We start from the raw sequence: 24,848 nt of genomic DNA on the forward strand, positions 1-24,848 counted from the left end.
GCCGTTCCATGCCCCGGGGGTGCTGCGCAGGTGTGATCAGGCTACGGCAAATTTCGACACGATCTGCTTGAGGTCCACCGCCAGCCTCGACAGTTCCTGGCTGGCGATCGAGGTCTGGCCGGCCGCCGAAGAACTCTGGATGGAAAGATCACGGATGCTGATCAGGTTCTGGTCCACCGAACGGGCCACGTGGGCCTGTTCCTCGGAGGCCGTGGCGATCAACAGGTTGCGGTCATTGATATCGGTAATGGCTTCGGTGATCTGAGTAATTGCCAGGCCCGCTTCATGGGCAATCTTCAAGGAGTCCACCGCTTCGTTGCGGTTGAGGGCCATGGAAGACACTGCTTCGCTGGAGCACGTCTGGATTTTCGCGATCATCTGCTCGATTTCCTGGGTCGAGGTCTGCGTTCTGTGGGCCAGGGCCCGCACCTCGTCGGCCACCACCGCAAAGCCCCGGCCCTGCTCCCCTGCCCTGGCGGCTTCAATGGCGGCGTTCAAGGCCAGCAAGTTGGTTTGCTCGGCAATCGAGCGGATCACTTCAACCACCCGGGCAATATCCTGGGCCTGCCTGGCCAGCCCTTCGACTTCGACGCCGGTCTGCTGCACCGTGGCGCTGAGTTTCTCGATGGAGGCGATGGTTTGCGTCACACGCTCCTGGCCCACTTTGGCCGAGCGTTGGGAGTCCTGGGTGGACTGGGACGCCGACACCGCATTGCGCGCCACTTCTTCAACTGCTGCCGTCATTTGGTTAACCGCCGTGGCGGCCTGATCGGTTTCCATGCTTTGGCGTTCAATACCGGCACTGGACTCGCGGGTGATGGCGCTCATCTCCTCCGCCGCCGCCGCCAATTGCCCGGACGCCTCGGAGATGTGCTGCAAGGTACTTTTCAGGTTCATTTGCATGGACGCGGTGGACCGTTGCAACGCGGTCAACTCGTCATTGCCATTGATGGCAATCGCCACGCGCAGATCGCCGTCGGCAATCTTGCCGGTCGATACCAGCAATTCACGCACCGGAGTAATGATGCTGCGGGTAAACAGGCTTGCTACCACGACGGTGATCAGCAAGGAGGCGGCCATCAATATCCAGGTGAACAGACGCGCCGCGTCATATTCGCTGGAAGCCACCTGCACCGCCGCCTTGGAGCCCCGTTCATTCAACGCGATCAACTCGCTGATGGAACGCTGCACATCCAGGGCAATCGGCCCGTTGACTTCGCGCAGGTAGGTCGACATCTGTTCAGCGGACAGGGTGGAGGCTTGCGCAAGAAATTCGTCCATCTTCTGGCTGTAGTTCTTGATGCTGGCTAATGCTTCGTTGTACTTGGCTTGCTCTTCGGGGCCTGAGACTAACGGCCCATAGCGTTCGGCAACATCGAGGGCTTCGGTACGGGTCGCCTTGAGTTTTTCCAGGGAGGCCGGATCCTGGCGGCTGATATCCATGGCATAACGACGCAGATCGAGACGAAGTTTATAAAACGCCGAATCTATTTCACCCGCCAACCGAATACTGGGGAGCCAGTTAGTTTCGATTTCAACCGTCGACGAATAGACCTTATCGACTTTTATCAGGGTCATTGCCCCTTGTATCAGCAGCAAAAGGCACACCAGGCCAAAACACAGTGTGGTACGGAAGTTCAACTTCAAGGCTCTCATGGACATCGCGGCTTACCCCTTTCCTGGGCCGCGAACTTCACGGCCTGATGGGGCCAATGTGTTGAAATACGTGTGAAAAATACGTGACCGCTGATGCAATTTTTCATTAACTGAAAATAAAAAGCCCGCCCTGATTATTACTTGGCTAACTATCAGGATCAGCGGTGCAGCCCCTATTGAAATCAAACCATTAACCCACCCGGCGGCAATGGCAGCGCCGTCTTGTAGCGCACTTGCTTGAGGGCAAAGCTCGAGCGGATGTTGGCGACACCCGGCACCTTGGTCAGGAAGTCCATCATGAAACGCTCCAGCGACTGGATCGTCGGCACCAACACCCGGATCAAATAGTCCGGGTCGCCGGCCATCAAGTAGCACTCCATCACCTCGGGCCGGTCGGAAATCGCGCCTTCGAACTGCTGCAACGCCAGCTCGTTCTGCTTTTCCAGGCTCACATGGATAAACACGTTGACGTGCAGCCCCAGCAGATCGGCGTCGAGCAGCGTGACTTGCTCGCGAATCAGGCCCAGTTCCTCCATCGCCTTGACCCGGTTGAAACAGGGTGTGGGCGACAGGTTGACCGAGCGGGCCAGGTCGGCGTTGGTAATCCGCGCATTCTCCTGCAGCGCGTTGAGAATGCCGATATCGGTACGGTCCAGTTTGCGCATGAGACAAAATCACCTGTTTATTATGTTTATGCAGGTTTTTTATCCGCAAATGATCGCGGGCGCAATGAAACACAGATAAATATTCTTCTACGCCACGCCTATGATTGTTGTAGGACAAGATTTCTCTTACCCGGAGACTGACTGTCAGCTAGCGCGCCCACTACAAGAAATTCACAAGATCGAGCGTAGAAAGCCATGAATCAGCCGTATGCCCCACTGCGCCTGCACGTTCCCGAACCCTCGGGCCGCCCAGGCTGCAAGACCGACTTTACCTACCTGCGCCTGACCGACGCCGGCCTGGTGCGCAAACCCGCCATCGACGTAGAACCCGCCGACACCGCCGACCTGGCCAAGGGCCTGATCCGCGTGCTCGACGACCAGGGCCAGGCCCTGGGCCCGTGGGCCGAAGGGGTTCCCGTGGAGATCCTGCGCAAAGGCATGCGCGCCATGCTCAAGACGCGGATCTTCGACAACCGCATGGTGGTCGCCCAGCGTCAGAAAAAAATGTCGTTCTACATGCAGAGCCTTGGCGAAGAAGCCATCGGCAGCGCCCAGGCCCTGGCCTTGAACATCGACGACATGTGCTTCCCCACCTACCGCCAGCAAAGCATCCTGATGGCCCGCGACGTGCCGCTGGTGGACCTGATCTGCCAGTTGCTGTCCAACGAGCGCGATCCGCTCAAGGGCCGCCAGTTGCCGATCATGTATTCGGTCAAGGACGCAGGCTTCTTCACCATTTCCGGCAACCTCGCCACCCAATTCGTACAGGGTGTGGGCTGGGGCATGGCCTCGGCGATCAAGGGCGATACCAAGATCGCCTCGGCCTGGATAGGTGACGGCGCCACCGCCGAATCCGACTTCCACACCGCCCTCACCTTCGCCCACGTGTACCGCGCCCCGGTGATTCTCAACGTGGTCAACAACCAGTGGGCCATCTCCACCTTCCAGGCCATCGCCGGTGGTGAAGCCACCACCTTCGCCGGACGCGGCGTCGGTTGCGGCATCGCCTCCCTGCGCGTGGACGGCAACGACTTTATCGCGGTGTACGCCGCCTCCGCCTGGGCCGCCGAGCGCGCGCGCCGTAACCTCGGCCCAACCCTGATCGAATGGGTCACCTACCGCGCCGGCCCGCACTCCACCTCGGACGATCCGTCCAAATACCGCCCCGCCGACGACTGGAGCCACTTCCCGCTGGGCGACCCGATTGCCCGCCTCAAGCAGCACCTGATCAGGATTGGCCAGTGGTCCGAAGAGGAGCACGCGGCGGTCAGTGCCGAACTGGAAGCCGAGGTGATCGCCGCGCAGAAACAGGCCGAACAGTACGGCACCCTGGCCGGTGGCCAGATCCCAAGCGCCGCGACCATGTTCGAAGACGTCTATAAAGAGATGCCGGAGCACTTGAAGCGCCAGCGTCAAGAGTTGGGGATCTGACATGAACGATCACAACAACAGCATCGAATTGGAAACCGCCATGACCACCACCACCATGACCATGATCCAGGCCCTGCGCTCGGCCATGGATGTGATGCTTGAACGTGATGACAACGTGGTGGTGTTCGGCCAGGACGTCGGCTATTTCGGCGGCGTGTTCCGCTGCACCGAAGGCTTGCAGACCAAGTACGGCAGCTCGCGGGTGTTCGACGCACCGATATCGGAAAGCGGCATCGTCGGCGTGGCGGTTGGCATGGGTGCCTATGGCCTGCGCCCGGTGGCCGAGATCCAGTTCGCCGACTACGTCTACCCCGCCACCGACCAGATCATCTCCGAAGCCGCGCGCCTGCGTTATCGCTCGGCCGGCCAGTTCACCGCGCCCTTGACCATGCGCATGCCCTGCGGCGGCGGCATCTACGGCGGCCAGACCCACAGCCAGAGCATCGAAGCGGTGTTCACCCAGGTCTGCGGCCTGCGTACGGTCATGCCGTCCAACCCCTATGATGCCAAGGGCCTGCTGATTGCCTCCATCGAAAACGATGACCCGGTGATCTTCCTCGAGCCCAAGCGCCTGTACAACGGCCCGTTCGACGGCCACCACGACCGCCCCGTAACGCCGTGGTCGAAACACCCGCAAGCCCAGGTGCCGGACGGTTACTACACGGTGCCGCTGGACGTGGCCGCCATCGTGCGTCCGGGCTCGGCCGTCACTGTGCTGACCTACGGCACCACGGTGTATGTGTCGCAGGTCGCCGCCGAAGAAACCGGCATCGACGCCGAAGTCATCGACCTGCGCAGCCTGTGGCCGCTGGACCTGGACACCATCGTCAAGTCCGTGAAGAAGACCGGCCGTTGCGTGGTGGTGCACGAAGCCACCCGTACCTGCGGCTTTGGTGCCGAGTTGGTGGCGCTGGTGCAGGAGCATTGCTTCCACCACCTGGAAGCGCCGATCGAACGCGTCACCGGTTGGGACACCCCCTACCCGCACGCGCAGGAGTGGGCGTATTTCCCAGGCCCGTCCCGAGTGGGCGCGGCGTTGAAACGGGTCATGGAGGTCTGAATGGGCACGCACGTTATCAAGATGCCGGACATTGGCGAAGGCATCGCGGAAGTTGAATTGTCGCAGTGGCATGTGAAGGTCGGCGACATGGTCGTCGAAGACCAGGTGCTGGCGGATGTGATGACCGACAAGGCGATGGTGGACATTCCCTCGCCGGTCCATGGCAAGGTGATTGCCCTCGGCGGCGAGCCGGGTGAAGTGATGGCGGTGGGCAGTATCCTGATCAGCATTGAAGTCGAAGGCGCGGGCAATGCCAAGGAGGTGCCGGTAGCCGCGGAGCCGGTGAAAGCGGCTGCCGTTGTCGAGGCCAAGCCGGCACCGGTGGTCGAAAGCAAGCCCGCACCGGTGGCAGCCGCACAGGCCCCCGTGGCCCGCGATGCCGACGAACGCCCTCTGGCCTCCCCCGCCGTGCGCAAGCACGCGCTGGATGCCGGGATCCAACTGCGCCTGGTCCAGGGCTCCGGCCCGGCCGGGCGGATCCTGCACGAAGACCTCGAGGCCTACCTGCAACAAGGGGCTTCAAAGCCTTCGACGGCAGCCAACCCTTACGCCGAACGCAACGACGAAGAACAGATCCCGGTGATCGGCATGCGCCGCAAGATCGCCCAGCGCATGCAGGACGCCACCCGGCGTGCCGCGCACTTCAGCTATGTGGAAGAGATCGACGTCACCGCCCTCGACGAGCTGCGCGTGCACCTCAACGACAAGCACGGCGCCACGCGCGGCAAGCTGACGTTGCTGCCGTTTATCGTGCGCGCCATGGTCGTGGCGCTGCGGGACTTCCCGCAGATCAACGCGCGCTACGACGACGAAGCCCAGGTCATCACCCGCCTCGGCGCGGTGCATGTGGGCGTCGCCACCCAGAGCGACGTGGGCCTGATGGTGCCGGTGGTGCGTCACGCCGAAGCGCGCAGCCTGTGGGGCAACGCCGAGGAAATCACGCGTTTGGCCACTGCCGCACGCAATGGCAAGGCCAGCCGCGATGAGCTGTCCGGTTCGAGCATTACCCTGACCAGCCTGGGCGCCCTGGGCGGCATCGTCAGCACCCCGGTGCTGAACCTGCCGGAGGTGGCCATCGTCGGCGTCAACCGTATCGTCGAGCGGCCGATGGTGATCAAGGGCCAGATCGTGATCCGCAAGATGATGAACCTCTCCAGCTCCTTCGATCACCGCGTGGTCGATGGCATGGACGCGGCGCAATTCATCCAGGCCATTCGCGGCCTGCTCGAACAACCCGCCAGCCTGTTCCTGGAGTAAGGGCATGACCCAGACATTGCATACCACGCTGCTGATTATCGGCGGCGGCCCTGGCGGTTATGTGGCCGCCATTCGTGCCGGCCAGCTGGGCATCCCGACCATCCTGGTGGAAGGCCAGGCGTTGGGCGGCACCTGCCTGAATATCGGCTGCATTCCGTCCAAGGCCTTGATTCACGTGGCCGAGCAATTCCAGCAAACCGTGCATCACAGCCAGGGTTCCCGGTTGGGAATCGAGGTGGATGTGCCGACCCTGGACATCCGCAAAAGCGTGGAATGGAAAGACGGCATCGTCGACCGCCTGACCACGGGTGTCGCCGCACTGCTTAAAAAGCACAAAGTGCAGGTGATCCATGGCTGGGCCAAGGTGGTGGACGGCAAGACCGTCGACGTCGGCGACCAGCGCATCCAGTGCGAACACCTGCTGCTGGCCACCGGTTCGACAAGCGTCAACCTGCCGATGCTGCCGATTGGCGGGCCGATCATCTCGTCCACCGAAGCCCTGGCCCCGACCCGCGTGCCCAAGCGCCTGATTGTGGTGGGCGGCGGCTACATCGGCCTGGAGCTGGGGATTGCGTATCGCAAGCTCGGCGCCGACGTGAGTGTGGTCGAGGCCCAGGACCGCATCCTGCCGGCCTACGACGCCGAGCTGACGCAACCGGTACACGAATCCCTCAAGCAATTGGGCGTGAAGCTGTACCTCAAGCACAGCGTCACGGGTTTTGCCGATGGCAGCCTGCAAGTACGCGACCCGAATGGCGACATCCTGTTGCTGACAACCGATCAGGTGCTGGTTGCCGTTGGTCGCAAACCCAACACCCAGGGTTGGAACCTTGAGGCGCTGAACCTGGAGATGAACGGCGCGGCGATCAGGATCGACAGCCGCTGCCAGACCAGCATGCGCAACGTGTATGCCATCGGCGACCTTAGCGGCGAGCCGATGCTGGCGCACCGCGCCATGGCCCAGGGCGAAATGGTCGCCGAACTGATCAGCGGTCAATCCCGCGAATTCAACCCGGCGGCGATCCCGGCGGTGTGCTTTACCGACCCGGAACTGGTGGTGGTCGGCAAGACGCCCGACGACGCCAAGGCCGCCGGCCTGGACTGCATCGTGTCGAGTTTCCCGTTCGCCGCCAACGGCCGTGCAATGACCCTGGAGTCGAAAACCGGCTTCGTGCGGGTGGTGGCGCGACGGGACAATCACCTGATTGTGGGCTGGCAGGCGGTCGGCGCCGGCGTGTCCGAGCTGTCCACCGCCTTCGGCCTGAGCCTGGAAATGGGCGCACGCCTGGAAGACGTGGCCGGCAGCATCCACGCCCATCCGACGCTTGGCGAGGCGGTGCAGGAAGCTGCGCTGCGGGCCCTGGGCCACGCCTTGCACCTATAGCGTTTGTGGCGAGGGCGCTACAGGGGATGCGAACGGGCCCGGGAATGAAGTATTGTTGCGCCCATTCAGAAAAAAACCGACTTGACCAAAGATAGAGGGTGTCATGGGTAACGAAAGCATCAATTGGGACAAGCTGGGTTTTGACTACATCAAGACCGACAAGCGGTTTCTCCAGGTCTGGAAAAACGGCGAATGGCAAACCGGCACCCTGACCGACGACAACGTGCTGCACATCAGCGAGGGCTCTACCGCCCTGCACTACGGCCAACAGTGCTTCGAAGGCCTCAAGGCCTACCGCTGCAAGGACGGCTCGATCAACCTGTTCCGCCCGGACCAGAACGCCGCGCGCATGCAGCGCAGCTGCGCCCGCCTGCTGATGCCCCACGTCCCGACCGACGCGTTCATCGACGCGTGCAAGCAAGTGGTCAAGGCCAACGAGCGGTTCATCCCGCCGTACGGCAGCGGCGGCGCGCTGTACCTGCGCCCGTTCGTGATCGGCACCGGTGACAACATCGGCGTGCGCACCGCACCGGAGTTCATCTTCTCGGTGTTCTGCATCCCGGTCGGCGCCTACTTCAAGGGCGGCCTGGTGCCGCACAACTTCCAGATCTCCACCTTCGACCGCGCCGCCCCACAGGGCACCGGTGCCGCCAAGGTCGGTGGCAACTACGCCGCCAGCCTGATGCCGGGCTCGGAAGCGAAGAAATCCGGTTTCGCCGATGCGATCTACCTGGACCCGATGACCCACTCGAAAATCGAAGAAGTCGGCTCGGCCAACTTCTTCGGGATCACCCACGACAACAAGTTCATCACACCGAAGTCACCTTCGGTGCTGCCAGGCATCACCCGCCTGTCGCTGATCGAACTGGCCCAGACCCGCCTGGGCCTGGAAGTGGTCGAAGGCGAGGTATTCATCGACAAGCTGGATCAGTTCAAGGAAGCCGGTGCCTGCGGGACTGCGGCAGTGATCTCGCCGATCGGCGGTATCCAGTACAACGGCCAGTTGCATGTGTTCCACAGCGAGACCGAAGTCGGCCCGATCACCCAGAAGCTCTACAAAGAGCTGACCGGCGTGCAGACCGGCGACGTCGAAGCGCCAGCGGGTTGGATCGTTAAGGTCTAACAGCCTCAATGCATATCCCATGTGGGAGGGGGCTTGCACCCCGATGGCAGTGGGTCAGTCAATGAATCTGTTGACTGATACACCGACATCGGGGGCAAGCCCCCTCCCACATTTGCTCTCCGGTGTCCTCAGGATTGAGCCGGGATATTCTCGGCAATCTTCTTGCCCATGCTGATCCTCGGCTCCACCCCATACCCCAGCGCCTCATAGAACCCCACCACCGCCTCATTGCCACCGGTGATCTGCAGGTTGATCTTCATGCAGCCCAGGGCCGTCAGGGCCTGTTCCGCATGCCGCACCAGCGAGGAACCGAGGCCATGACGTCGATAGCCAGGGTGCACGGCCACCGAGTACAACCAGCCGCGATGACCGTCGTAGCCGGCAAGCACCGTCCCGATGACAGTCTTTTTGTCCGTCGCCACAAAAAACAGCCCGTCATTGACCGCCAGTTTCTTATCGATCGCCAGGGTCGGCAGGTTATGCGCCGTGTCATACCCAAACGCCTCCTGCCATAACGCCACCACTTGCCCGCGGTGCTGGCGGTCGCGATACGGACCGATGGGATGGCGCGACAACAGCGCCTTTTCCATCACCAACGTGCGCTCATTGCCGTGGTAGACGTCGCGTACCGTGTGAAAACCCAGCCTGGTGTAGAACGGCTCGGCGGTCAGCGAAGACGGCACACTCAGCGTCGTCACCCCCGCTTCCCGCGCGCGCAGTTCGATTTCAATCATCAGCAACCGGCCAATGCCCTGCCCTTGCAGCGTAGGGTTGACGAACACCGAACGCACCACATTGGCATCCAGGGCCGCCGTGGCGACGATCACCCCGTCCTGGACCGCCACCAGCACCACACGGCGCTTGAGCAGGTCGAGCACCGCGTCCGGGGTGAAGTTGCTGGCCACCCGGGCAATCACATCCGCCGGATAGTCCCGCGCATTGCTGCTGTGCAAGGCCGCCAGGATGACCTGGCTGATCCCTTCGGCATCCTCGGATTGGGCAAGACGTACGACGGTAGACATGATTCCTCCTGGCTGACGGCGTTATTACAGTCGCCACTGTACCAATGCGGGAGGGGGCTTGCTCCCGATGGCGGTGTGCCAGTTGATGGATTGAGTGACTGATATACCGCAATCGGGGGCAAGCCCCCCTCCCACATTTTGACCGCGCTCCAGCTCCAACAGCCGATTCGGCTGCCTCACCCCCCTTTTCAGCTTTCCCGGCTGAGCCGCCCCTGGGTTTCAGCCGGGATTCCCCTGCCACAGCGAACAAAATAGCCCCACTGCTCAACCCCATGGATTCGTGCACCCATGCAAACCACCAACACCGTCCTGATGATTCGTCCGGCGCGCTTTGCCTTCAACCCGGATACCGCGATCAACAACCGTTTCCAACGCCCGCCCCTCGACCCGCTCAGTGCACAGCAGAAAGCGCTGGAAGAGTTCGACGGCTATGTCGACACCCTGCGCCGGCACGGCGTGGAAGTGCTGGTGGTGCAAGACACTCCGGCGCCCCACACACCCGACTCGATCTTCCCCAACAACTGGTGGAGCAGCCACGCCGACGGCAGCCTGGTGCTGTACCCGATGGAAGGCCAGAACCGACGACTGGAGCGCAACAAAGGCGTGCTGCAAGTGCTGGAGCAGCGCTTTGCGATCAAGGACACCATCGACCTCAGCCACCTCGAACAACAGAACATTTTCCTCGAAGGCACCGGCAGCATGGTCCTCGACCGCCAGCACCGCATCAGCTACGCCTGCCACTCCGGGCGCACCCACCACGACGCGTTGCGCCAGTTTGCCGAACGCCTCGACTACCGGCTCTGCGTCTTCCACGCCGTCGACCGCCACCACGCACCGATCTACCACAGCAACGTGATGATGAGCGTCGGCCGCGACCTTTCGGTGGTGTGCCTGCAAGCGTTGCCCGACGCCGACGAACGCCAGGCCCTGGAACGCTCGCTGCGCGACACCGGCAAAGACATCCTCGGCCTCGACTTCGACCAGCTCGAAGCCTTCGCCGGCAACATGCTCGAAGTCCACGACCGCGACGGCCAGCCGCTGCTGGTGATGTCTGCCAGTGCCTGGGGCGCGCTGCAACCGGCCCAGCGCCGGCATGTGGAGCGCCACACCCGGCCGGTGGTGGTGAACATCGACAATATCGAACGCATCGGCGGCGGCAGTGCCCGCTGCATGCTGGCAGAAGTGCACCTGCCCGCCCGTCCCTCATTTCAATAAGGAGTCTTGCCATGACCCGCTATATCGACGTCAACGACCTCAGCTATCTGGTTTCGCAAAAAGGCCTGCACACCTGCATCACCGAGATGGCCGAGTACATCCGCGCCGACTACCTGCGCTGGCAGGACTTTGAAAAATGCGCACGCCTGGCCAACCACTCGCCGGATGGCGTGATCGAGTTGATGCCGGTGTCCGACGCCTCGCTGTACGCCTTCAAGTACGTCAACGGCCACCCGAAGAACACCTTGGCCGGCATGCTCACCGTAATGGCCTTTGGTGCCCTCGGTGACGTCGACACCGGCAAACCGGTGCTGCTGGCGGAAATGACCCTGACCACTGCCATTCGTACCGCCGCCACGTCGGCCCTGGTGGCCCGCTACCTGGCCCGCGCCAACAGCCGCAGCATGGCGTTGATCGGCAACGGCTCCCAGAGCGAATTCCAGGCCCTGGCCTTCCACGCCATGCTCGGCATCAACGAGATCCGCCTGTTCGACATCGACGCCAGGGCCACCGCCAAGCTGGCAGCCAACCTCAAGGCGTTCCCGGCAATCAAGGTGATCCTGGCCGGCAGCGTGGCCGAAGCGGTCAAGGGCGCAGACATCGTCACCACCGTCACCGCCGACAAGGCCTACGCGACCATCCTCACCGACGACATGATCGAGCCCGGCATGCACCTCAACGCCGTGGGCGGCGACTGCCCAGGCAAGACCGAGCTGGACCGCCGCATCGTCGAGCGCGCCCGTGTGATCGTCGAGTACGAACCGCAAAGCCGCATCGAAGGTGAAATCCAGCACATGCCGGAAGACTCGCCGGTGACCGAGTTGTGGCAGGTCATCAACGGCCAGGTCGCCGGCCGCGAGCATGAGCGCCAGGTCACCCTGTTCGACTCGGTGGGCTTTGCCATCGAAGACTACTCGGCCCTGCGCTATGTGCTGGACGTGGCCAAGGCCCTGGATGTCGGCAGCGAACTGGAACTGGTGCCGGACCTGGCCGACCCCAAGGACTTGTTCGCGCGCCTGGCCCAACAGCCTCGAGCACAGCATAAAAAGCGCGCCTGAGACCGCTCTGGCCTGCCCCTTTGCGCCATGGGCAGGTCGGATTTCCAGGGCTCAAAAGCCGATTCAGCGGGTGTCACAGCCGATTCCGCTGCATTGCGTGTTTTAACAGCGCAATTTGCGCTTTGAGCACCGGGTAAACGACACAAAAAACGCACCATCATGAAGCATTCTGAGCCCGACCAAAGAGTCACCGAATGCATGCACGCTGCACCCTTTCTACTGCCCTGACATCAATTACAAAATATAGGGACTGACACATGACTCCACTGCGATCACTCTTCGCTGCGTTGCTGTTGCCACTGTGCGCCAGCGCCGCCCACGCCCAGGATTGGAAAGAAATCCGCTTCGGCGTATTCCCCGAGTACCCCCCGTTTGAATCCGTGGCCGCCGACGGTAGCCTGCAAGGCTTCGATATCGAATTGGGCAACGCCATCTGCGCCAAGCTCGAGGTCAAATGCACCTGGGTGCACAACGAATTCGACGGCATGATCCCGGCCCTGCGCGCGCGCAAGTTCGACGCGATCATGTCGTCCATGGCCGTGACCCCGGCGCGCGAGAAAGTCATCGACTTCACCGACCGCCTGTTCCTCAGCCCCACGTCGGTGATCACGCGCAAAAACGCCGACTTCGGCGACACCCCGGAATCGTTGAAAGGCAAACAGGTCGGCGTGCTGCAAGGTTCGTTGCAGGAAGCCTATGCCCGCGCGCACCTGGCCAGGCTGGGCGCGCAGATCAAGGCGTACCAGTCCCAGGAACAGAACTACGCCGACCTGCAGAACGGCCGTCTCGACGCCACCCTGACCGACAAGCTCGAAGCCCAGCTCAACTTCCTGTCCAAGCCTGAAGGCGCCGACTTCAAGACCGGCCCGGCCTTCAAGGACCCGACCCTGCCCCTGGACATCGCCATGGGCCTGCGCAAGAACGACCAGGACTTGCGTGCGCTGATCAACAAAGGCATCGCCGCCGTCCAGGCCGATGGCACCTACGCACAGATCCAGAAGAAATACTTCGGCGATCAAGACATCTACAACGAATAAGCCAACACAATCCCTTGTGGGAAGGGGCTTGCTCCCGATAGCTGCGGGTCAGTCAATACAGGTGTCGACTGGCACGCCCTCATCGGGAGCAAGCCCCCTCCCACAGGGGTATGTCTGCGCCCTTTAGAGATCTCCCCATGAACGAACTCCTCAACCTGCAAGGCTACGGCCCGATGCTCGCCCAGGGTGCCTGGATGACGGTCAAGCTGGCGCTCCTGGCGCTGGCCCTGAGCCTCGCCCTGGGCCTGATCGCCGCCGGCGCAAAACTGTCCAGCGCCCAATGGCTGCGGGTGCCGGCCACGCTGTACACCACGCTGATCCGCAGCGTGCCGGACCTGGTGCTGATCCTGCTGATTTTCTACAGCCTGCAACTGTGGCTCAACGACCTGAGCGAAGTGTTCGGCTGGGACTACTTTGAAATCGACCCGTTTACCGCCGGGGTCATCACCCTGGGGTTTATCTACGGCGCGTATTTCACCGAGAACTTTCGCGGTGCGATCCTCAGTGTGCCGGTCGGCCAACTCGAAGCCGCCACCGCCTACGGCCTGAGCCGCTGGCAGCGTTTTCACCTGGTGCTGTTCCCGCAGCTGATGCGCTTTGCCCTGCCGGGCCTGGGCAATAACTGGCTGGTGCTGCTCAAGTCCACGGCGCTGGTGTCGATCATTGGCCTGTCGGACCTGGTCAAGGCCGCGCAGAACGCCGGCAAGACCACCAACGAGCCGTTGTACTTCCTGATCCTCGCAGGCCTGGTGTACCTGGTGATCACCACCCTCTCCAACCGCATCTTCAAGCGCCTCGAACGGCGCTATAACCTCGGCATCAAGGGGATGGCGCGATGATCGAACTGTTCCAGCAATACGGCGTGGCCTACCTGTTCAGCGATGGCACCGGGTTGTCCGGCGTTGCCATGACCTTGTGGCTGTTCATTATCTCGGTGGTGCTGGGGTTTTTCCTCTCGATCCCGCTGGCGCTGGCCCGCGTGTCGGCGCACTTCTGGCTGCGCTGGCCGGTGGAGGTCTACACCTATCTGTTTCGCGGCACGCCGCTGTATATCCAATTGCTGATTTGCTACACCGGGCTGTACAGCCTGGAGGTGGTGCAGGACAACGCCCTGCTCAACCAGTTTTTCCGCAATGCCCTCAACTGCACCCTGCTGGCCTTTGTGCTCAACACCTGCGCCTACACCGTGGAAATCTTCGCCGGGGCGATCCGCAACATTCCCCACGGCGAACTCGAAGCGGCCCGCGCCTATGGCCTGCACGGCTGGCGCCTCAACCTGTTTGTGGTGGTGCCTGCCGCACTGCGCCGGGCACTGCCGGCCTACAGCAATGAAATGATCCTGATGCTGCACGCCACGTCGCTGGCGTTTACCGCCACCGTCGCCGACATCCTCAAGGTGGCGCGCGATGCCAATGCCGAGACGTTCCTGACGTTCCAGGCCTTCGGCATCGCCGCCCTGCTCTACATGCTGCTGTCCTTTGCACTGGTGGGCCTGTTCCGACTGGCCGAACGTCGCTGGATGCGTTTTCTTGTTCCTACCCGAGGCTAACCCATGAATCAGTCCGCGCAGGCCCTGGCCACTTATCCTGTCGATGTACCCGTTACCCAGGCGGCAACTGCTGCCGTCAAGCTGCAGGTCGAGGGCATCCATAAACGCTACGGCGAACACGAAGTGCTCAAGGGTGTGTCCCTCAACGCACGCCACGGCGACGTGATCAGCCTGATCGGCGCCAGCGGCTCGGGCAAAAGCACGATGCTGCGCTGCATCAACTTTCTCGAACAGCCGGACGCCGGCGTCATCACCCTGGACGGCATCAGCATCGAAATGCGCCAGGGCCGCGCCGGCGCCCGCGCGCCGCACCAGGAACAATTGCAGAACCTGCGCACGCGCCTGGCCATGGTGTTCCAGCACTTCAACCTGTGGAGCCACATGACCGTGCTGGAAAACATCACCATGGCCCCGCGCCGGGTGCTGGGGGTAAGTGCCGCCGAAGCGGAAAAACGCGCGCGCATGTACCTCGACAAGGTCGGCCTGCCGGGCCGCGTGGCCGATCAGTACCCGGCGTTCCTGTCCGGCGGCCAGCAACAGCGCGTGGCCATCGCGCGGGCCCTGGCGATGGAGCCGGAAATCATTCTGTTCGATGAACCCACCTCCGCCCTCGACCCCGAACTTGTAGGAGAAGTCCTCAAAGTCATACAGACGTTAGCTGAGGAAGGTCGTACCATGCTGATGGTCACCCACGAAATGGGCTTTGCCCGCCAGGTGTCCAGCCAAGTGCTGTTCCTGCATCAAGGCCGAGTCGAGGAACAAGGCGGCGCCGAGATCCTCGACCACCCCAACAGCGAGCGCTTGCAGCAATTTCTTTCCAACCGTTTGAAGTGAAACCCATGGATACCAAGGCCAACGGACCCCATACCTCCCCTGCGCTGGATCGCATCGATGAGGCGATCATCGAAGTGCTGCGCCACCAGGGGCGTATCACCTATGAAAAGCTCTCGTCACTGGTGCACCTCACCCCCAGGCCCTGCCTGGAGCGGGTGCGCAAGCTGGAGCGACGCGGGGTGATTCGCGGGTACGGCGCGATCATCGATGTGCAGATGGTCTCGCCCGGGCTGTCGCTGCTGGTGCTGGTGGCCTTGTCCAACCAGAGCGGGCGCTCGGCGCAAAAGGCTTTCGAAGCCTGTATGAAGGCGTGCCCCCAGGTGTTCGAATGCCAGTTGATCAGCGGGCCGTTCGACTACAGCCTGCGCATGCGCTGCCGGGATATGGAGCACTACCGGGTGGTATCGGAGATCTGGCTGAACAATGATGAGCTGCACATCGATAAGTTGGTGGCGCATCCGGAGTTGGCGGTGGTGAAAAATACCGCCATCGAACTGGCCTGAGCCCCACTCGCCAAGCCAATGAGGTCGAATGTGGGAGGGGGCTTGCTCCCGATAGCAGTGTGTCAGTCAGCTCATCTTTCACTGACCCACCGCTATCGGGAGCAAGTCGAATCGTCGCACCGCCCCTCCCACATTTTTAACCATGCCCGCTTAAGATTTTCTTACCTTGGCGCGCGCCCACCAGCTTCGCCTGCCCATCCTTCTGCTTCCCCGTACGCGCCTCGCTGATCAACCCCGGGATCAACCTGCCCTCCGGCAGATTCTTCCAGAACCGACTCGGCAAGTGCCCCTCTATCACCTTGGGGTTCAATCGCGCCGGGTTGAAAATGTGGCTGTAGTACGTCAGCCACATCGCACTGTGGGGATCCTCGACGTTCTGCGCCAGCTGCTGCCAGGCCTCGGGGCATTGGCGTTGATGAATCAGCTGTTCGCCATCGTAATAAACCCCGTCCAACGGCGTGGCTATCATCCAGCGATGGCGCCCCATGCGCCCGACAAAATGCTGGCTGGCCGATTTGAGGATGTCATGGGCCGGTTCATGCCAGGCCACGTACTCCGGCAACTCGGGCCCTGCTTCTGCCGGCAGGGCGATAAAGCGCACAAACGCATGCAGGTGATGGGCCTCACGACTCACCTGCTTGATGCGTCGCTGCAATTCAGTGCCGAGTTTATCCCCCGCCAGCATCGCGGTGCGGTCGCCATGGCTGACGCGCCAGAGCACTTCGTACAACAGGCTCCAACGCTGGTCGCCTTGGTAACAGGCGGCTGACGCCAACAGCTCCAGCAGCGCCTTGGGAACACGCGCCTGGAACGGCCCCAAGCCCGCGGGGATCGGCTCATCGGTGGCAAACAGGTCCGCCGCCTGCACCTCGCCCCAGCTGACCTGGCTGGGGTCGACCTGATGGCTGAGCAGCCAGCGCGCCTGTTCGCGCCAGGTGCTGAAAAGGTTGTCGCATTCCAGGCTGATCATCCCCACAGCCCCATCTGCTGCGGCTGCGGGCGGTCGCGCAGTTGCTCGCGCAGCAGCACGCTGGTGCTGTCCGCCTGCTGCGGATGGTAGTCACTGGTGATGAAGAATGGCTTGGCCTTGGCCAGCACACAGCGCATGCGGGCCAGGTCTTCAAAGCGGATCTTGCGTTCGCGGCGCAGGTCCACCAGGCGCTGGGTGGTGCGCAGGCCGATCCCTGGGATGCGGGCGATCAAGGTCGGCTCGGCGCGATTCAGGTCCAGGGGGAATACCTCGCGGTGCTCCAGGGCCCAGGCCAGCTTGGGGTCGATGTCCAGGGCCAGGTGGCCGGGGCCTTCGAACAATTCGTTGGCACTGAAGCCGTAGCTGCGCAGCAGGAAATCCGCCTGGTACAAGCGATGCTCGCGCATCAACGGCGGCGCGGCCAGGGGCACGCTTTTCGGGCTGTTGGGGATGGGGCTGAAGGCCGAGTAATACACGCGGCGCAGCTTGAAGTTGCCATACAGCGCCTCGGCACTGTGGAGGATGGTGCTGTCGTCGGTCTCGTCGGCGCCGACGATCATCTGGGTACTCTGCCCGGCCGGGGCGAAACGCGGTGCACGGGGTTCGTTCAGGACCGTCTGCTCGCCGGTGTAGATGGTCTGCATGGCCTGCTTGATCGAGACGATCTGCTTTTCCGGCGCCAGGGTTTGCAGGCTGGCATCGGTGGGCAGTTCGATATTCACGCTGAGGCGATCGGCGTAGCGCCCGGCCTCGGCAATCAGCGCCGGGTCGGCCTCGGGGATGGTCTTGAGGTGGATGTAACCGCGAAAGTCATGCTCTTCGCGCAGCAGTTTGGCCACCCGCACCAATTGCTCCATGGTGTAGTCGGCCGAACGAATGATGCCGGAGCTGAGGAACAGCCCGCTGACGCAGTTGCGCTTGTAGAAATCCAGGGTCAGGGTGACCACCTCCTCCGGGCTGAAGCGTGCACGGGGCACGTCGCTGGAGCGGCGGTTGACGCAGTATTGGCAGTCGTAGAGGCAGAAGTTGGTGAGCAACACCTTGAGCAAGGATACGCAGCGACCGTCCGGCGTGTAGCTGTGGCAGATGCCCATGCCATCGGTGGAGCCCAGCCCCGCCTTGCCTTCCGAACTGCGCTTGGGCGCGCCGCTGCTGGCGCAGGAGGCGTCGTACTTGGCGGCGTCGGCGAGGATGCTGAGTTTTTCGATCAACTGCATGGAGGCTTACCGATACTGGTTTTTTGTACAGTATCAGCCAGCCCCCCGTGTCACAAGTGCAGCCTGTCAGCTGGCAGTGGCGAGGAGCAGATCCTGCACCGAACGCCCCTTGCCACGGCTACGGTCATTTTCAAACAGCGACGCCGCAATCTCATCCGCGCGAATCGGCAGTACCGACAGCAACGTATCGCTCAAGCCATGGCTGGCCTGGCTGAAGCCCTGGATGTAGACGCCGGCCTTGCAGCGCTCGTCGGTGACGATGCGGTAGTCGCGCGCCACTTCAAAATCACCCAGGTACTCCTCCAGCGGCGCCAGCAATGCGCGGTGGGTCTCGCGCTCGTAGCCGGTGGCGAGGATCACCGCGTCGTAATGGTTGACGCTGGTTTCGCCGCTGGCGTTGTTGCGCAGGGCCAGTTCGATGCCCAGGGGGCCGGGGGTGGCCTTCTCGACCACGGTCATGGTGCGGAAGGCCTGGCGGGCGATGCCGGAGACTTTCTGGCGGTAGAAAATCCCGTAGATGCGCTCGATCAGGTCGAGGTCGACCACCGAATAGTTGGTGTTCTGGTACTCGGCGACCAGGCGCTCGCGCTCGGCACCGACTTGCTGGAACACCAGGTCGGTGAAGGCCGGCGAGAACACTTCGTTGACGAACGGGCTGTCATCGGCAGGCTTGAGCGCCGAACCGCGCAGGATCATGTCGACCTGTACCGATGGGAAGCTGTCGTTCAGGTCGATAAAGGCTTCGGCCGCGCTCTGGCCACCACCGATGATTGCGATGCGCATCGCCTTGCCGTCCACGCAAGGCTGGGTGGCCATGCGCTCCAGGTACTGGGAATGGTGGAACACCCGGCTGTCGCCCTTGAGGGCCTTGAAAGTTTCGGGAATGCGCGGCGTGCCGCCGGCGCTGACCACCACCGAACGGGTGGTGCGCACATGCTGCTCGCCCAGGGCGTCGCGGGAGATCACGCGCAATGCCTCGACCTGTTGCTGGTGCAGGATCGGCTCGATGGCCAGTACTTCCTCGCCGTAGCGGGCCTGGGCCTGGAACTGCCCCGCGACCCAGCGCAGGTAGTCGTTGAACTCCATGCGGCACGGGTAGAAGGTGCCCAGGTTGATGAAGTCCACCAGGCGGCCGTGGGCTTTCAGGTAATTGACGAAGGAGTACGGGCTGGTGGGGTTGCGCAGGGTCACCAGGTCCTTGAGGAACGAAATCTGCAATTCGCTCTGGGTCACCAGGGTATTGCCGTGCCAGCGGTAATCGGCCTGTTTGTCGAGAAACAGTACGTCCAGTTTGCCCTGGGCCTTTTCGCGCTCCTGCAGGGCGATGGCCAGCGCCAGGTTCGAAGGGCCGAAACCGATACCGATCAGGTCGTGAACCGCGGGCGAAGCAATTGCCTGTGTCATTCCAGTGTCCTCTGGATAAGCCCCTTGGCGGTGGGGCGGGAATACCTTCGAGACCTGCACAACAGGTCATGTGTTGATAGGAAACGAGGACAGTGAAAAAAAATTTAACCGAACAGTGATCAGTGCGCGTCCCACTCGCGCATCCGCACCCGGCAGTGCTTCATGGCGTTGACGATGTGTTTTTCCACCAGAGCGCGGGAAATACCCAGGCGCTCGGCGATTTGCAGGTGGCTCAGGCCCTCGAGTTTGCGCAGCAGGAAGCTGTCGCGACAGGCCGCCGGCAGCTCGGCCAGGGCGCGCTCGAGCAAGGCCAGGCGTTGGCCGTAGTCGTGGGTGGCATGGGGCGAACAGGCGGCAAAGCGCTCCTCGCTGTCGAGTACCTCCAGGGGTTCGACCTGGCGCAGGGCATTGCGCCGGTGGCCGTCGATCACCAGGTTCAGCGCGGTGCGATACAAAAAGGCACGCGGCTGTTCGATGGGCGTCTCGCTGGAACGTTCCAGCACCCGGACATAAGCGTCATGCACCACATCCTCGGCCACCTGACGGTTGCCCAGCTTGGCGTTGAGGAAACACACCAGCTCGCGATAGTAGTTTTCCAACATGACTCCCGGCCGCCGGGTGGCGGCATCAGATCCTTGAGTGCGAAAAAAGACGGCGTATTCAGTAATGGCAGTTTGGGTAGGTGCAATTTATAGTAATTCTCATCTACTTTTAAACAAGACTTGCACCTACAGGCCGTTTTTTTTCTCCACAAGACCTGTAACCACTTATGTAACAGCCTAAATCCTCGGGCAATTCTCTCGTTTAACTGTCAGCTCTGCGCAACTGCGCTCCGAACTTTCCCGGCTGGAACCTAAGCATGAAACGCCCTCGACCTGCCCGACGCGCCTTGCTCGCTATCGCGTGCCTGATTCCCATCATCGCCGTGGCCGCCTGGCAGGTGTTGCCGCCGGGGCGTGACAACCTGACCACCGTCACCGTCACCCGCGGCACTATTGAAAACAGCGTCACGGCCCTGGGCACCCTGCAACCGCGCCGGTATGTCGACGTGGGCGCCCAGGCGTCCGGGCAGATTCGCAAGATCCACGTTGAAGCCGGCGACCAGGTGCAGGAAGGCCAATTGCTGGTGGAGATCGACCCCTCGACGCAAAAAGCCAAGCTCGACGCCAGCCGCTACGCCATCGAAAACCTCAAGGCCCAGTTGCAGGAGCAAAAGGCCCAGCACGCCCTCGCCCGCCAGAAGTACCAGCGCCAGCAGCGCCTGGCCGCCGGCAACGCCACCCGCGAGGAAGACGTGCAAACCGCCAAGGCCGAACTGAGTGCCACCCAGGCCCGGATGGACATGTTCCAGGCGCAGATTCTCCAGGCCCAGGCCAGCATGCGCAGCGACGAAGCGGAACTGGGCTATACGCGCATCTACGCACCGATGACCGGCACCGTGGTCGCGGTGGACGCGCGGGTCGGCCAGACCCTCAATGCCCAGCAGCAGACGCCGCTGATCCTGCGGATCGCCAAGTTGTCGCCGATGACCGTGTGGGCGGAAGTCTCGGAAGCCGACATCGGCCACGTCAAACCGGGCATGACCGCCTACTTCACCACCCTCAGCGGCGGCAGCCGGCGCTGGACCAGTACCGTGCGGCAGATCCTGCCGATCCCGCCCAAGCCGCTGAATGAAACCCAGGGCAGCGGTAGCCCCAACAGTTCCAGCAAAAGCGGCAGCGGGCGCGTGGTGCTGTACACCGTGCTGCTGGATGTGGACAACAGCGACAATGCGTTGATGGCCGAAATGACCGCCCAGGTATTTTTCGTCGCCAGCCAGGTCAAGGATGTCCTCACCGCACCGGTGGCCGCACTGCTGGGCACCTCCAGTGCCGACAAGCAGATCGCCCGCGTGGTCGCCACCAACGGCCGCATCGAAGAACGTGAAGTCCGCCTGGGTATCAGCGATCGCCTGCGGGTCGAAGTGCTCGACGGCCTGCACGAAGGCGATCACCTGCTGATCGGCCCGGCCGACGGCAACGGGGGTTGAGGTGACCACGCCCCTGATCGAACTCAAGAACATCCGCAAATCCTACGGCGGTGGCGACAGCCCGCAGGTCGACGTGTTGCGCGGCATCGACCTGTCGATCCATGCCGGGGAATTCGTCGCCATCGTCGGGGCTTCCGGTTCCGGCAAGTCCACGTTGATGAATATCCTCGGTTGCCTCGACCGCCCAAGCCTGGGCGAGTACCTGTTCGCGGGGGAAAACGTCGCCCACCTGGACAGCGACGAATTGGCCTGGCTGCGCCGCGAGGCGTTCGGCTTTGTGTTCCAGGGCTACCATTTGATCCCCTCGGGCTCGGCCCAGGAGAACGTCGAGATGCCGGCGATCTACGCCGGCATCAGCGCCGCCGAACGCCATGCCCGCGCCCACGCCCTGCTTGCGCGCCTGGGCCTGGCCGAGCGCACCGGTAACCGTCCGCACCAGCTGTCCGGCGGCCAGCAACAGCGTGTCTCGATCGCTCGGGCGCTGATGAACGGCGGCCACATCATCCTTGCCGATGAACCCACCGGCGCCCTCGACAGCCACAGCGGCGCCGAGGTGATGAGCCTGCTGGACGAACTGGCCAGCCAGGGCCATGTGGTGATCCTGATCACCCACGACCGCGAAGTGGCGGCGCGGGCCAACCGCATCATCGAGATTCGCGATGGCCTGATCATCAGTGACTCGGCCGATGACAACGCCGCGCCCCCACCCGCCACCCGCGGCGCGCTGCAAGCCGTGGACCTGCGCCAGCGCCTGGCCGACGGCGCCGAACACAATGGCGCGTGGAAAGCCGAATTGCTGGACGCGGTCCAGGCCGCCTGGCGGGTGATGTGGATCAACCGTTTTCGCACCGCGCTGACCCTGCTGGGGATCATCATCGGCGTGGCCTCGGTGGTGGTGATGCTGGCCGTGGGCGAAGGCAGCAAACGCCAGGTCATGGCGCAGATGGGCGCGTTCGGCTCCAACATCCTCTACCTCAGCGGCTCATCGCCCAACCCGCGCACGCCGCTGGGTATCGTTACCCTCAACGACGTCGCGGCGCTGGCGGCGCTGCCCCAGATCAAGCGCATCATGCCGGTCAACGGCACCGAAGCCGGCGTGCGCTATGGCAACGTCGACTACATGGCCTATGTGGGCGGCAATGACACCAATTTCCCGGATATTTTCAATTGGCCGGTGGTCGAGGGCAGTTACTTCACGCCGGCCGACGAGCGTGCGGCCGCCACCGTGGCCGTGATCGGTCATCGCGTGCGGGAAAAGCTGTTCAAGGGAGAGGTCGACCCCATCGGGCAATACATCCTGATCGAAAACGTACCGTTCCAGGTGATCGGCGTGCTGGCGGAGAAAGGCGCCAGCTCCGGCAACAAAGACAGTGATGACCGTATCGCCATCCCCTACTCCGCCGCCAGCGTGCGCCTGTTCGGCAGCTACAACCCCGAATACGTGGTGATTGCCGCCGCCGATGCGCGCAAGGTCCACGAGGCCGAAGTGGCCATCGATCAGTTGATGCAAAAGCTGCACAACGGCAAGCGCGACTACGAGTTGACCAACAACGCGGCGATGATCCAGGCCGAGGCGCGCACCCAGAACACCCTGTCGCTGATGCTCGGTTCGATTGCCGCGATTTCCCTGCTGGTGGGCGGCATTGGCGTGATGAACATCATGCTGATGACCGTGCGCGAACGCACCCGCGAGATCGGCATCCGCATGGCCACCGGCGCGCGCCAGCGCGACATCCTGCGCCAGTTCCTGACCGAGGCGGTGATGCTGTCGGTGGTCGGCGGCCTGTGCGGCATTGCCCTGGCCCTGCTGGTGGGTGGCGTGCTGGTGCTGGCCAAGGTGGCGGTGCAGTTTTCCCTGGTGGCGGTGCTTGGCGCATTCGGTTGCGCACTGGTCACCGGCGTCGTATTCGGCTTCATGCCGGCCCGTAAAGCTGCCCGGCTCGATCCGGTTAAGGCGTTGACCAGTGAATAAACGATCCATTCCCCCGTACCTGCCCGCACTTGGCCTGTGCCTGCTGCTCACGGCCTGCGCCGGTGACCCGCCCGCCGTGGACAGCGCTATTGCGCCGCCGGCTGCCTGGCAGTTCGCCGAACGCGACGCCGCCCGGGCCACCAACCAGCGCTGGTGGACGCAGTTCGGCAGCCCGCAGTTGAACCGCCTGGTCGACCAGGCCCGGCGTGACAGCTTCGACGTGGCCGCCGCCATGGCCCGCGTGCGCCAGGCCCAGGCCACGGCGGTGATTGCCGGGGCGCCACTGTTGCCCGAGGTGAAGTTCAACCTTGCCGCCAGCCACCAGAAGTTGTTGCACGGCGCGGGCGGGCCGGACCTTGACGCCTCACAAAGCGATGACGCCGTCGATAATTTCGGCGCCAACTTCACCGCCAGCTACGAAGTGGATTTCTGGGGTGGCCGCGCCGCTGCCCGTGACAGTGCCCTGCACAGCCTGCGCGCCAGCGAGTTCGACCAGGCGACCGTGGAGCTGACCTTGCTCAGCAACGTCGCCGACCGCTACGCGCAAACCCTCGCGGCGCGCGAGCGCCAGCAGATCGCCGAGTTGAACCTGGCCAATGCGCGTAACGTCCTCGAGCTGGTGCAGACCCGTTACGACGCAGGCTCCGCCACGGCCCTGGAACTGGCCCAGCAGAAAAGCCTGGTGGCCAGCCAGCAACGCCAGCTGCCGTTGATTCAACAACTGGCCGAAGAATCCCAGATCACCCTTGCCGCCCTCCTCGGCCAACCGGTCCAGGCCCTGGAGCTGGGCACCGAACCCTTCCAGGACCTGACCTGGCCAGCCATCGGCGCCGGCCTGCCCAGCCAGTTGCTCAGCCGCCGGCCGGACATTGCCAAGGCCGAGGCCGAACTGGCGGCGGCCCAGGCGGACGTCACCGTGGCCCGCGCCGCCATGCTGCCGGCCCTGACCCTCGGCGCCACACTCGGCTCCGATGCCTACAAGGCCGTGGACGTCCTGCGCAGCCCCTACTACACGCTGACGGCCGGCCTGGTCGGGCCGATCTTCAACAACGGCCGTTTAAGCGCCGAGCGCGACAAGGCGCGCGCGCGCCAGGAGGAGCTGTTGCAAACCTACCGCGGCGCGATCATCAACGGTTTTGCCGATGTGGAAAAAGCCCTCAGCAGCATCACGCGCCTGGACCAGCAGCGCCACTGGCAAACGGAAGAACTGCAACAGGCCCAAACCGCCTTCCGGATCGCCGAAAGCCGCTACCAGGCGGGTGCCGAGGACTTGCTGACGGTACTGGAAACCCAGCGCACCCTGTATGCCGCCCAGGACTTGAACGTGCAATTGCGACTGTCACGCCTGCAGGCCAGCATTGCGCTGTACAAGGCATTGGGCGGCGGTTGGAAAACCAGCATCTGATAAACGAAACTCCAGTTTCGTACATAAGTCGTCTACCGCCCCTACATTCTTCGACTC

General features: G+C 63.0%; 22 protein-coding genes. 15 read left to right on the forward strand and 7 right to left on the reverse strand.

All coding sequences use genetic code 11. The features are described from left to right. Positions 1-36 precede the first annotated feature (36 nt). Together FX984_RS07670 and FX984_RS07675 are read right to left on the reverse strand one after the other, a co-directional pair. Complete coding sequence (locus FX984_RS07670; RefSeq protein WP_043293589.1) at positions 37-1,662, reverse strand: methyl-accepting chemotaxis protein; 1,626 nt, start codon at positions 1,660-1,662, stop codon at positions 37-39. Positions 1,663-1,838: 176 nt separating this feature from the next. Then, positions 1,839-2,321 (reverse strand): Lrp/AsnC family transcriptional regulator, encoded by a 483-nt coding sequence (locus tag FX984_RS07675; RefSeq protein ID WP_027606189.1) that lies wholly within the window; start codon positions 2,319-2,321, stop codon positions 1,839-1,841. 195 nt (positions 2,322-2,516) lie between these two features. Between FX984_RS07675 and FX984_RS07680 the strand changes: the two genes are divergently transcribed. From FX984_RS07680 to FX984_RS07700, 5 genes are all read left to right on the forward strand, one after another. Continuing rightward, on the forward strand, positions 2,517-3,752 hold the full coding sequence (locus FX984_RS07680; RefSeq protein ID WP_098479110.1) for a 3-methyl-2-oxobutanoate dehydrogenase (2-methylpropanoyl-transferring) subunit alpha: 1,236 nt from the start codon (positions 2,517-2,519) through the stop codon (positions 3,750-3,752). Between the two features lies 1 nt (position 3,753). Further along, complete coding sequence (locus tag FX984_RS07685; RefSeq protein ID WP_027606187.1) at positions 3,754-4,812, forward strand: alpha-ketoacid dehydrogenase subunit beta; 1,059 nt, start codon at positions 3,754-3,756, stop codon at positions 4,810-4,812. Then, complete coding sequence (locus tag FX984_RS07690; protein WP_027606186.1) at positions 4,813-6,069, forward strand: dihydrolipoamide acetyltransferase family protein; 1,257 nt, start codon at positions 4,813-4,815, stop codon at positions 6,067-6,069. Positions 6,070-6,073: 4 nt separating this feature from the next. Beyond that, positions 6,074-7,453 carry a dihydrolipoyl dehydrogenase gene (gene lpdA, locus FX984_RS07695; RefSeq protein ID WP_146477047.1) on the forward strand — a complete coding sequence of 460 codons (1,380 nt, stop codon included), beginning with the start codon at positions 6,074-6,076 and terminating at the stop codon, positions 7,451-7,453. Between the two features lie 103 nt (positions 7,454-7,556). Further along, a complete protein-coding gene (locus FX984_RS07700) occupies positions 7,557-8,576 on the forward strand; it encodes a branched-chain amino acid aminotransferase (RefSeq protein ID WP_027606184.1) in 1,020 nt (339 codons plus the stop codon). A 128-nt stretch (positions 8,577-8,704) separates the two neighbouring features. Here the strand turns inward: FX984_RS07700 and FX984_RS07705 are convergent, their stop codons facing one another. Then, positions 8,705-9,598 (reverse strand): GNAT family acetyltransferase, encoded by an 894-nt coding sequence (locus tag FX984_RS07705; RefSeq protein ID WP_081744436.1) that lies wholly within the window; start codon positions 9,596-9,598, stop codon positions 8,705-8,707. 288 nt (positions 9,599-9,886) lie between these two features. Between FX984_RS07705 and ctlX the strand changes: the two genes are divergently transcribed. The 7 genes from ctlX (at position 9,887) to FX984_RS07740 (ending at position 15,794) form a co-directional block, all read left to right on the forward strand. Beyond that, positions 9,887-10,813, forward strand: a complete 927-nt coding sequence (gene ctlX, locus FX984_RS07710) for a citrulline utilization hydrolase CtlX (RefSeq protein WP_065948429.1) — start codon at positions 9,887-9,889, stop codon at positions 10,811-10,813. A gap of 11 nt (positions 10,814-10,824) precedes the next feature. Further along, positions 10,825-11,871 (forward strand): ornithine cyclodeaminase, encoded by a 1,047-nt coding sequence (gene ocd, locus FX984_RS07715; protein ID WP_027606182.1) that lies wholly within the window; start codon positions 10,825-10,827, stop codon positions 11,869-11,871. A gap of 257 nt (positions 11,872-12,128) precedes the next feature. Then, complete coding sequence (locus FX984_RS07720; protein ID WP_027606181.1) at positions 12,129-12,908, forward strand: ABC transporter substrate-binding protein; 780 nt, start codon at positions 12,129-12,131, stop codon at positions 12,906-12,908. A gap of 137 nt (positions 12,909-13,045) precedes the next feature. Then, a complete protein-coding gene (locus FX984_RS07725) occupies positions 13,046-13,747 on the forward strand; it encodes an ABC transporter permease (protein ID WP_027606180.1) in 702 nt (233 codons plus the stop codon). Further along, positions 13,744-14,457, forward strand: coding sequence for an ABC transporter permease (locus tag FX984_RS07730; protein WP_027606179.1), 714 nt, complete (start codon positions 13,744-13,746; stop codon positions 14,455-14,457). The genes FX984_RS07725 and FX984_RS07730 overlap by 4 nt, the downstream gene beginning before the upstream one ends. A 3-nt stretch (positions 14,458-14,460) precedes the next feature. Continuing rightward, positions 14,461-15,291 carry an ABC transporter ATP-binding protein gene (locus tag FX984_RS07735; RefSeq protein WP_027606178.1) on the forward strand — a complete coding sequence of 277 codons (831 nt, stop codon included), beginning with the start codon at positions 14,461-14,463 and terminating at the stop codon, positions 15,289-15,291. 5 nt (positions 15,292-15,296) lie between these two features. Beyond that, positions 15,297-15,794, forward strand: coding sequence for an Lrp/AsnC family transcriptional regulator (locus FX984_RS07740; protein WP_053138651.1), 498 nt, complete (start codon positions 15,297-15,299; stop codon positions 15,792-15,794). Between the two features lie 136 nt (positions 15,795-15,930). On the opposite strand, the gene FX984_RS07745 is transcribed toward FX984_RS07740, so the two are convergent. The 4 genes from FX984_RS07745 to FX984_RS07760 form a co-directional block, all read right to left on the reverse strand. Then, complete coding sequence (locus FX984_RS07745; protein ID WP_154905344.1) at positions 15,931-16,764, reverse strand: TIGR03915 family putative DNA repair protein; 834 nt, start codon at positions 16,762-16,764, stop codon at positions 15,931-15,933. Further along, entirely contained in the window at positions 16,761-17,981 is a 1,221-nt protein-coding gene (locus FX984_RS07750) for a putative DNA modification/repair radical SAM protein (protein WP_027606175.1), read from the reverse strand. The genes FX984_RS07745 and FX984_RS07750 overlap by 4 nt, the downstream gene beginning before the upstream one ends. 66 nt (positions 17,982-18,047) lie before the next feature. Continuing rightward, complete coding sequence (locus tag FX984_RS07755; RefSeq protein ID WP_027606174.1) at positions 18,048-19,385, reverse strand: lysine N(6)-hydroxylase/L-ornithine N(5)-oxygenase family protein; 1,338 nt, start codon at positions 19,383-19,385, stop codon at positions 18,048-18,050. A gap of 119 nt (positions 19,386-19,504) precedes the next feature. After that, positions 19,505-20,053, reverse strand: a complete 549-nt coding sequence (locus tag FX984_RS07760; RefSeq protein ID WP_223841646.1) for a sigma-70 family RNA polymerase sigma factor — start codon at positions 20,051-20,053, stop codon at positions 19,505-19,507. Positions 20,054-20,244: 191 nt separating this feature from the next. Here FX984_RS07760 and FX984_RS07765 point away from each other — a divergent pair, with 191 nt between their 5' ends. From FX984_RS07765 to FX984_RS07775, 3 genes are read left to right on the forward strand one after another with little or no spacing between them, the layout of a single operon-like run. After that, positions 20,245-21,414 (forward strand): efflux RND transporter periplasmic adaptor subunit, encoded by a 1,170-nt coding sequence (locus tag FX984_RS07765; protein WP_146477043.1) that lies wholly within the window; start codon positions 20,245-20,247, stop codon positions 21,412-21,414. 1 nt (position 21,415) lies between these two features. Next, on the forward strand, positions 21,416-23,386 hold the full coding sequence (locus FX984_RS07770; protein ID WP_146477040.1) for a MacB family efflux pump subunit: 1,971 nt from the start codon (positions 21,416-21,418) through the stop codon (positions 23,384-23,386). Next, entirely contained in the window at positions 23,379-24,791 is a 1,413-nt protein-coding gene (locus FX984_RS07775) for an efflux transporter outer membrane subunit (RefSeq protein ID WP_146477038.1), read from the forward strand. The genes FX984_RS07770 and FX984_RS07775 overlap by 8 nt, the downstream gene beginning before the upstream one ends. Positions 24,792-24,848: the final 57 nt, after the last annotated feature.

This window comes from Pseudomonas marginalis (assembly GCF_008692035.1).
Classification (GTDB): domain Bacteria; phylum Pseudomonadota; class Gammaproteobacteria; order Pseudomonadales; family Pseudomonadaceae; genus Aquipseudomonas; species Aquipseudomonas marginalis.

Coding starts and splice junctions, on each gene's coding strand:
- FX984_RS07685 (WP_027606187.1), top strand. CDS start 3,754: ATGAACGATCACAACAACAGCATCGAATTGGAAACCGCCATGACCACC.
- FX984_RS07690 (WP_027606186.1), top strand. CDS start 4,813: ATGGGCACGCACGTTATCAAGATGCCGGACATTGGCGAAGGCATCGCG.
- FX984_RS07750 (WP_027606175.1), bottom strand. CDS start 17,981: ATGCAGTTGATCGAAAAACTCAGCATCCTCGCCGACGCCGCCAAGTAC.
- FX984_RS07670 (WP_043293589.1), bottom strand. CDS start 1,662: ATGTCCATGAGAGCCTTGAAGTTGAACTTCCGTACCACACTGTGTTTT.
- lpdA (WP_146477047.1), top strand. CDS start 6,074: ATGACCCAGACATTGCATACCACGCTGCTGATTATCGGCGGCGGCCCT.
- FX984_RS07740 (WP_053138651.1), top strand. CDS start 15,297: ATGGATACCAAGGCCAACGGACCCCATACCTCCCCTGCGCTGGATCGC.
- FX984_RS07725 (WP_027606180.1), top strand. CDS start 13,046: ATGAACGAACTCCTCAACCTGCAAGGCTACGGCCCGATGCTCGCCCAG.
- FX984_RS07700 (WP_027606184.1), top strand. CDS start 7,557: ATGGGTAACGAAAGCATCAATTGGGACAAGCTGGGTTTTGACTACATC.
- FX984_RS07735 (WP_027606178.1), top strand. CDS start 14,461: ATGAATCAGTCCGCGCAGGCCCTGGCCACTTATCCTGTCGATGTACCC.
- FX984_RS07755 (WP_027606174.1), bottom strand. CDS start 19,385: ATGACACAGGCAATTGCTTCGCCCGCGGTTCACGACCTGATCGGTATC.
- FX984_RS07705 (WP_081744436.1), bottom strand. CDS start 9,598: ATGTCTACCGTCGTACGTCTTGCCCAATCCGAGGATGCCGAAGGGATC.
- FX984_RS07680 (WP_098479110.1), top strand. CDS start 2,517: ATGAATCAGCCGTATGCCCCACTGCGCCTGCACGTTCCCGAACCCTCG.
- FX984_RS07730 (WP_027606179.1), top strand. CDS start 13,744: ATGATCGAACTGTTCCAGCAATACGGCGTGGCCTACCTGTTCAGCGAT.
- FX984_RS07675 (WP_027606189.1), bottom strand. CDS start 2,321: ATGCGCAAACTGGACCGTACCGATATCGGCATTCTCAACGCGCTGCAG.
- ocd (WP_027606182.1), top strand. CDS start 10,825: ATGACCCGCTATATCGACGTCAACGACCTCAGCTATCTGGTTTCGCAA.
- FX984_RS07720 (WP_027606181.1), top strand. CDS start 12,129: ATGACTCCACTGCGATCACTCTTCGCTGCGTTGCTGTTGCCACTGTGC.
- FX984_RS07745 (WP_154905344.1), bottom strand. CDS start 16,764: ATGATCAGCCTGGAATGCGACAACCTTTTCAGCACCTGGCGCGAACAG.
- ctlX (WP_065948429.1), top strand. CDS start 9,887: ATGCAAACCACCAACACCGTCCTGATGATTCGTCCGGCGCGCTTTGCC.
- FX984_RS07765 (WP_146477043.1), top strand. CDS start 20,245: ATGAAACGCCCTCGACCTGCCCGACGCGCCTTGCTCGCTATCGCGTGC.